Below are 7,646 nucleotides of genomic sequence, written 5' to 3' on the forward strand. Positions count from 1 at the left end.
GCGCCCGCGAGAAGAGATTCACGCCGGGAGCCACGATATCCAGCGCGAGCAGGGCGGCGGCCAGCGCGAGCGCCACGACCGCACCCGCCGCTGCAAGGCTCCAGGGGCGCGGCAGCAGGGATGCCGCCCAGAGCGCCAGCGCGACCGCGGCCAGCGCCGGGGCCACGGCGCGCGCGATCTTGAGCAGCGAGCGGGCCGGGACCATGGCGCGAGTCTATACCACACTCGCGCGGCCGCCGCCGGGAGGCCCTGATGCGCCGGCGCGCCCTCCTGACGCTGGAGTTCATGCCCGCGCACGGGGGCATCGAGCGCGTCCTGCACGAGCGCGCGCGGCGCGCGGCGCCGGAGCGCCTCACCGTCTTCGCCCCGTGGACGGAGGGCGCCGAGGAGTTCGACGCGCGCCAGCCGTTCGCCGTGCGCCGCAGCCGCTCGGCGCTCTTTGGCATCCCGCTCGTCGGCGCCGCGCTCAAGGCGCTGGCGCCGTGGCGGGCGTTCCTGCGCGAGCACCGGCGCGAGCCGTTCGCGCAGCTCGAGTGCGGGCAGGCGTTCCCGTATCCCGTGCTCGCCAGCCTCTGCCCCCACGCGCGGACCCTGCCCCGGCTGGTCTGGGTGCACGGCAACGACCTGCTCAAGATCGCGCGCCTCCCCGTGGTCGGCCCGCTGCTGCGCCGCTCGCTGCGCGGGTCCGACCGCGTGATCGTCCTCAGCTCGGCGGTGCGCGAGCTGGTCGCGGGCGCCGGCGTCGACCCCGCGCGCATCCGCACGGTGCGGCACACGATCGACGCGCGCCGGTTCGGCCCCGCGGCGCCCGACCCGGAGCTGGTGCGCCGCCACGGCCTCGCCGGCCGGCGGCCGATCCTCACCGTGGGGCGCCTCGTGGAGCGCAAGGGGGTGGACCGGGTGATCGAGGCGCTCCCGGGGCTGGCCGCCGCGCATCCCGACCTGGTCTACCTGGTGGCGGGCAGCGGGCCGCAGGAGGCGGCGCTGCGCGCGCTGGCCCGGAAGCTGGGCGTCGAGGACCGCGTGCGCTTCATCGGGGCGGTTGCCGACGCGGACCTCCCGCGGGTCTACAACCTGGCGACGGTCTTCGTCATGCCCAGCCGCTTCATCAGCCGCAAGGCGACCATCGAGGGCTTCGGCCTCGTCTACCTGGAGGCCGGGGCGAGCGGCCTGCCCATCGTCGCCGGCCGCAGCGGCGGCGTGACCGACGTCGTGCGCCACGCGGAGAACGGCCTGCTCGTCGATCCGGACTCACCGGCGCAGATCGCCGAGGCCGTCGGCTTCCTCCTCGAGCACCCCGAGGAGGCCCGCCGCATGGGCGAGCGCGGGCGCGCGCAGGCCCTGGAGCCGGCGAACTGGGAGGTCCTCTCGCTCGGGGGCTGAGGGCGCGCGCCGCGGCCGCGCCGTTTGTATGTCACTGATCTTCCTGCTATACTGTCGCTTTCGACATCACGATCCGATGAACAGGAGGCTCATATTCCATGGGGAAGATTCGGGTGGGAATCGTCGGCGCGGGCAACTGCGCTTCCTCGCTGGTGCAGGGCGTCGAGTACTACCGCAACGCGCGTGACGACCAGTTCATCCCGGGGCTGATGCACCCGGTCCTCGGGGGCTACCGGGTGCGCGACATCGAGTTCAGCGTCGCCATCGACATCGACCGCAACAAGGTCGGCAAGGACCTCTCGCAGGCGATCCTCGAGTACCCGAACAACACCAAGCAGTTCGCGAAGGTGCCGCACCTGGGCGTGCCGGTGGTCAAGGGCATGACCCACGACGGGCTGGGCCACTACCTCTCGCAGATCATCCACAAGGCCGAGGGCAACACCGCGGACATCGTGCGGCTGCTGCGCGAGACGAAGACGGACGTCCTGGTCAACTACCTGCCGGTGGGCTCGGAGATGGCCACGAAGTGGTACGTCGAGCAGGCGCTCGAGGCCGGCTGCGGCTTCGTCAACTGCATCCCGGTGTTCATCGCGTCGGGGTGGGTCGAGGACGAGGGCGGGGCCTGGAAGCAGACCACGTACTGGCGCAACCGCTTCAAGCGGGCGGGGCTGCCGCTGATCGGCGACGACATCAAGAGCCAGGTCGGCGCGACGATCCTGCACCGCACGCTCGTGAACCTCTTCCTCGACCGCGGCATGCCGATCGACCGCACCTACCAGCTCAACACCGGCGGGAACACCGACTTCCTGAACATGAAGGAGGAGGCGCGCCTGCGCAGCAAGCGCCGCAGCAAGACCAACGCCGTGGTCTCGCAGATCCAGGCGCGCGGGCTCTCGATCACCCCGGAGGACGTCTACGTCGGCCCCTCCGACTACGTGCCGTGGCAGAAGGACAACAAGCTCTGCTTCCTGCGCATCGAGAGCCGGCACTTCGGGGACGTGCCGATGAACCTCGAGTGCCGCCTCTCCGTGGAGGACTCGCCGAACTCGGCCGGCGTGGTCATCGACGCGGTGCGCTGCGCCAAGGTCGCGCGCGACCGCGGGATCGGGGGCTCGCTGGATGCCCCCAGCGCGTACTTCATGAAGACGCCGCCGAAGCAGTTCCCCGACACCGTCGCCCGGGACATGGTCGAGCGCTTCGCGGGGCTGGGCGCGGCGCCCGCACCGGCGGCGGCCGCCAAGTCGCCGGCGAAGGCCGCCGCGAAGACGGCTGCCGCCAAGGGGGGGAAGGGCCGCAAGTAGGGCCGCCTCAGGGCCAAGCGGTGCGGATCCTCATCACCAACGACGACGGCATCACCGCGCCGGGCATCGCCGCCCTCTGGCGGGCGGTGCGCGACCTCGGCGAGGTGACGGTCGTCGCCCCCGACAGCGAGCGCAGCGCCGTCGGCCACGCGATCACGCTTGCCGACCCGCTGCGCGTCGCCGACTACGAGGGGCCGGACGGGCTCGTCGGCCATGCGGTGTCCGGGACCCCCGCCGACTGCGTCAAGATCGGGGTGCGCGCCATCCTGCGCCAGCTCCCGGACCTCGTGCTCTCGGGCATCAACCAGGGGGCGAACATGGGCACCAACGTGCTGTACTCCGGCACCGTCTCCGCGGCCACCGAGGCGGCGATGCTCGGGCTGCCGGCGGCGGCGTTCTCCCTCGCCGACCGCCACTTCCCGGACTTCTCCGCGGCGGCCGGCTACGCCCGGCGGCTGGCGCTGGAGATCGCCCGCCATGGGCTGCCGCGGGGCGTCTCGCTGAACGTGAACGTCCCGCCGCTGCCGGCCGAGGAGATCCGCGGCGCGGTCCTCACGCGGCAGGGGCGCGTCCGGGTGGCCGAGCAGTTCGACCGCCGGACGGACCCGCGCGAGCGCCATTATTACTGGATGGTTGCAGAGCGGCTGGAAGACGAGGCCGCCGCGGGGGATCAGGTCGACGACGCGGCGGTGCGCGCGGGTTTCATCTCTGTTACGCCCATCAACTTCGATCTGACCGACGACGGCATGCTCGCCTCGATGGGACGATGGGAACTCGACCCGGGAACTTTTCGGAACGGGCGGGGTCGATAGCTAGTGAACCCTCCCAACCCTACCCAGGGGGGCCGGGGAAGCGACGAGCGGAACCGGCCCCCCACCCCAACGAAATCAGCGAGCGGCACCTGGCCTCAAGTCTTCCTTAGTCTCGGGTGCTCGCCGATTTCGTTCGGGGCTCGGCACCAGCCTCGCCCCGGAACTGCGCGGAAGAGCGCTCCGGAACGGCGCGGAATCGCGGCAACTGGCCTCGAATCTTCCTTGTCTCGGGTGCTCGCCGCCTTCCACCCCCTCCTTCCCCCTTTGGCGAAGGGGGGAGTGAGGGGGATTTGAGGCACTCATCATCATGACTCCGCCGAATCCCGAAGCCCGCTACCTCGCCACCGCGATCGCGGCCTGCCGCGCAGCCGGGCGCATCCAGCGGGCGGCGTTCGGCGCCGCGCAGGTCGTGGAGCACAAGGGTGAGATCGACCTCGTCACGCGCATCGACAAGCGCTCCGAGGCCGCGATCGTCCGCGTCATCTCCCGCGCCTTCCCCGCCCACGGCATCCTCGCCGAGGAGGGGGGCGCCAGCGACGGGGACGGCGAGCACCTCTGGGTGATCGACCCGCTCGACGGCACGACCAACTACTCCCGCGGCTTTCCCATCTTCTGCTCGTCGGTGGCGCTCGCCCGCGACGGGCGGGTGATCGTCGGCGCCGTCTATCACCCGCTCCTCGATGAGCTGTTCACCGCGGTCCGCGGCCTGGGCGCCTTCCTCAACGGCAAGCGCCTGCGCGTCTCCGCCCAGGGGCGGCTCGACCAGGCGTTCTTGGCGACGGGCTTCCCCTACGACATCCGCCGCAGCCGGCGCAACAACATCGCCAACTTCGCCCGCTTCGCCACGCGCTGCCTCGCCATCCGCCGCGCGGGGGCCGCGGCCCTGGACCTCTCCTACGTCGCCGCCGGGCGCTTCGACGGCTTCTGGGAGCTGAAGCTGCGCCCGTGGGACATCGCCGCCGCGTCACTCATGGTCGAGGAAGCCGGTGGGCGGATCACGGGGATGGGCGGCCGCGCCTGGCACCTCGGCGTGCGCGACGTGGTGGCCTCCAACGCGCGGATCCACGGCCAGATGCTGGGGGTGCTGCGGGCCGGTTGACCGCGGCGCGAAAATTCACTAAGGTGTCTGGCATGCTGAAGCGGGGGGTTTTCGCCGGCCTTGCGCTCCTGGCCCTCGTCCTCGTCGCCGGCTGCGGCGGCGACGACAAGGGCAACCCGTTCAAGGGCGACTGGGCGTCCACGACCGCGGGGCGGCTGAGCTTCGACGACTCGCACTGGCGGGACGCGGACGGGGACTCGGGAACCTACGCCTTCTCGGGCACCTACCCCGAGTACGCCATCGTCTTCCGGTCTGCCGCCGGCGAGTTCCCGAAGCTCGCGACGTTCCTCGACGTCCGCACCTTCGACCTCTGCCAGGTCGCCGCGGGCGGCGTGCTGTTCGACTGCAACCAGTTCGTCTGGGACAAGCCGACCCTCCACTAGCTGTCCGCTCCCGCTGGGCGACGCTTTCGGTCTAGCATCTTCTCAACAGGCCTTGACGCGGATGGTAGTGTTCACTATATTCTGAACAGAGAGAACTCGAGGGTGGCCGGCAATGGGCGAGGAACTGGTCGACACATTCATCGAATCCTGGGGTGCCATGGGCGCCTTCTGGGGTATCAACAGCTCCGTGGCACGGGTTCACGCGCTCCTCATCGTTACGGACCGGGCCTGGTGCCTCGATGACATCGCGGTGCGCCTGCGGATCAGCAAGGGCAACGCGAGCATGTGCCTGAAGGAGCTGCGCTCGTGGAAGGTTGTTCGCCGGGAGAGCCGGCCGGGAGACCGACGTGAGTTCTACACGAGCGAGCCGAACAGTTGGACCATGCTCTTCAGCATCGCTCGCGAGCGAAAACGGCGGGAGTTCGACCCCCTGCTCGAGAGCGTCCGGACGACACTGGCCGAGGCCAGGCGGCAGCCCGAGGGCATAGCCGTGAAGCGACTCGCAGGGATGGAGGAGATGCTGTCGACCTTCGAGGCACTTGCGGAAAAGGCGCTTCGAAGCGAGGAGCAGGCGCGGCGTCTGCTCGGCTTCGTCCTTGGTCGACGCTAAAAATTTTTCGGGGCTATGTTCATAGTTTTCTGAACGTACAGAATACAGGAGGGGGGGGCCGTGGAACAGGAGAGACATGCGGTCACCGGTGCTTTCGGCTATGCCGGGCGATACATCGCAGGACAGCTCCTTGACGAAGGTTTCGTCGTTCGAACGCTGACGAACGCGCCGCGGGACCTCGACCCGTTCGGGGGACGGGTCGAGGTGCGGGCCCTCGACCTGCGGGACGCGTCCGCCCTCACCACCTCGCTGCAGGGGGTGGACGTCCTCTACAACACGTACTGGGTCCGCTTCAATCACGCTCGCTTCGGCCACGCCGAAGCCGTCGAGAATTCGTTGCGGCTGTTCGCAGCGGCGCGCGCGGCGGGCGTCCGCCGCATCGTGCACGTGAGCATCACGAATCCCGCGGAGGACTCACCCTTCGAGTATTTCCGCGGGAAGGCCCGCCTCGAACGCGCGCTCCGCGAGTCGGGCTTGAGCTACGCGATCCTCCGTCCCGCCGTTCTCTTCGGCGGCCACGACATCCTCGTCAACAACATCGCCTGGATGCTCAGGCGGTTCCCGGTCTTCGGCGTCTTCGGAGACGGCGCGTACCGATTGGACCCGATCCACGTTGCCGACCTCGCGCACCTGGCGGTTCGTCTCGGCGGAAGCCGCGAGAACGTGATCACCGACGCCGTCGGACCCGAGTCGTACAGCTACCGCGATCTGGTCGTCCGCATCGGCGAGGCAATCGGCAGGCGCAGGCCGATGATCCGGATCTCCCCGCGACTGGGCCATGCGCTCGGCCTGGCGGCAGGGCTTGCGGTCCGGGACGTCGTGATCACCCGCGAGGAGATCGGGGGACTGATGGCCGGATTGCTGCACGTGACATCGACGCCGCTCGGCACGACCAGCTTCAGCGCCTGGGCGCGGGACAACGGCGCGACGCTCGGGCTGCATTATGCGAGCGAACTGGCCCGCCGCCGCTGACGCCGGCCGTATCAGCGGCCGACTACCCGCCGATCTGGCACATGGTGCGGACGAACTCCGCGCCCCCGTCCCCCTCGGGCACCAGGTCGTGCGACGCCGGCTTGAGGCGGATCGCCTCGCGGAAGAGCGCGACGAGGCCCTCGCCGCGCACGCCCGAGCGCCACGCCGCCTTGACGTCGACGCCGATGCGGTCGGTCAGCAGGCAGGTGCGGACCCAGCCGTCCGCGGTCAGCCGGATGCGGTTGCAGCCGGCGCAGAAGTGCTGCGAGAGCGGGCTGATGAAGCCGACCGTGCCCGCCGCGCCCGGGATGCGCCAGTAGCGCGCCGGGCCGCGCCCGGCCGGCGCCACGGGCGTCTCCTCGAGGCCGAACCGCGCCTGGATCCGCGCCCGCAGCTGCGCGCTCGGGATGAAGCGCCGCTCGCGCTGCAGCCGCGCGTTGCCGACGGGCATGAATTCGATGAACCGCACATGCCACGGCTGCGCGACCGTCATGCGCGCCATCTCCTCGACCTCGTCGTCGTTCACGCCGGGGATGACGACCATGTTGATCTTCAGCGGGACGAGCCCCGCCTCCTCGGCCGCGCGAATCCCCGCCAGCGTCGCCTCCAGGTCGCCGCCGCGGCAGATGGCGCGGTAGCGCTCCGGGCGCAGGGTGTCGAGGCTGATGTTCACGCGCGCCAGGCCGGCCGCGCGCAACTCGCCCGCGAAGCGCGGCAGCAGCAGCGCGTTGGTCGTGAGCGAGAGCTCGTCGACGCCGGGCAGGCGCGCGAGGCGGCGCACGAGCTCGACGAGCCCGGCGCGCACGAGCGGCTCGCCGCCCGTCACGCGGATGCCGCGCAGCCCGAGCTCCGGCGCGACCGCCTCGAGGATCCCGATGATCTCGTCGAAGGTCAGGATCTCCGCGTGGGGGACGGTCCGGACGCCCGCCTCGGGCATGCAGTAGACGCAGCGCAGATTGCAGCGGTCCGTGACCGAGAGACGCAGGTAGGAGACGACCCGCGGCGGCGCGCCGGGCGACGCCTGGGGCGCGGCGGCGGGGCCGGTCACGCTCGCTCGCCCGCCGCTTGCCGCGCCTAGCACCCGGG

At 70.9% G+C, this 7,646-nt stretch carries 9 protein-coding genes; 7 read left to right on the top strand and 2 right to left on the bottom strand.

Features of this window, described 5'->3' with window-relative positions; translation table 11 throughout:
- A partial coding sequence (locus VI078_00250; protein HEY5997717.1) for a hypothetical protein occupies window positions 1–205 on the bottom strand: 205 nt, incomplete at its 3' end.
- A 47-nt stretch (window positions 206–252) separates the two neighbouring features.
- On the opposite strand from VI078_00250, the gene VI078_00255 reads away from it, so the two are divergent.
- The 7 genes from VI078_00255 (at window position 253) to VI078_00285 (ending at window position 6,560) form a co-directional block, all read left to right on the top strand.
- Window positions 253–1,383 carry a glycosyltransferase family 4 protein gene (locus tag VI078_00255; GenBank protein ID HEY5997718.1) on the top strand — a complete coding sequence of 377 codons (1,131 nt, stop codon included), beginning with the start codon at window positions 253–255 and terminating at the stop codon, window positions 1,381–1,383.
- A 98-nt stretch (window positions 1,384–1,481) separates the two neighbouring features.
- A complete protein-coding gene (locus VI078_00260) occupies window positions 1,482–2,684 on the top strand; it encodes an inositol-3-phosphate synthase (protein HEY5997719.1) in 1,203 nt (400 codons plus the stop codon).
- A gap of 20 nt (window positions 2,685–2,704) precedes the next feature.
- A complete protein-coding gene (surE, locus tag VI078_00265; GenBank protein HEY5997720.1) occupies window positions 2,705–3,496 on the top strand; it encodes a 5'/3'-nucleotidase SurE in 792 nt (263 codons plus the stop codon).
- A gap of 307 nt (window positions 3,497–3,803) precedes the next feature.
- Window positions 3,804–4,595 carry an inositol monophosphatase family protein gene (locus VI078_00270; protein HEY5997721.1) on the top strand — a complete coding sequence of 264 codons (792 nt, stop codon included), beginning with the start codon at window positions 3,804–3,806 and terminating at the stop codon, window positions 4,593–4,595.
- Window positions 4,596–4,627: 32 nt separating this feature from the next.
- Window positions 4,628–4,978, top strand: coding sequence for a hypothetical protein (locus VI078_00275; protein ID HEY5997722.1), 351 nt, complete (start codon window positions 4,628–4,630; stop codon window positions 4,976–4,978).
- Between the two features lie 112 nt (window positions 4,979–5,090).
- On the top strand, window positions 5,091–5,588 hold the full coding sequence (locus tag VI078_00280; protein HEY5997723.1) for a MarR family transcriptional regulator: 498 nt from the start codon (window positions 5,091–5,093) through the stop codon (window positions 5,586–5,588).
- A gap of 60 nt (window positions 5,589–5,648) precedes the next feature.
- Window positions 5,649–6,560, top strand: coding sequence for an NAD(P)H-binding protein (locus VI078_00285; protein HEY5997724.1), 912 nt, complete (start codon window positions 5,649–5,651; stop codon window positions 6,558–6,560).
- 22 nt (window positions 6,561–6,582) lie between these two features.
- On the opposite strand, the gene moaA is transcribed toward VI078_00285, so the two are convergent.
- Window positions 6,583–7,641, bottom strand: coding sequence for a GTP 3',8-cyclase MoaA (gene moaA, locus VI078_00290; GenBank protein ID HEY5997725.1), 1,059 nt, complete (start codon window positions 7,639–7,641; stop codon window positions 6,583–6,585).
- Window positions 7,642–7,646 lie beyond the last annotated feature (5 nt).

It is taken from the genome of bacterium (assembly GCA_036524115.1).
GTDB lineage: Bacteria > JAUVQV01 > JAUVQV01 > JAUVQV01 > DATDCY01 > DATDCY01.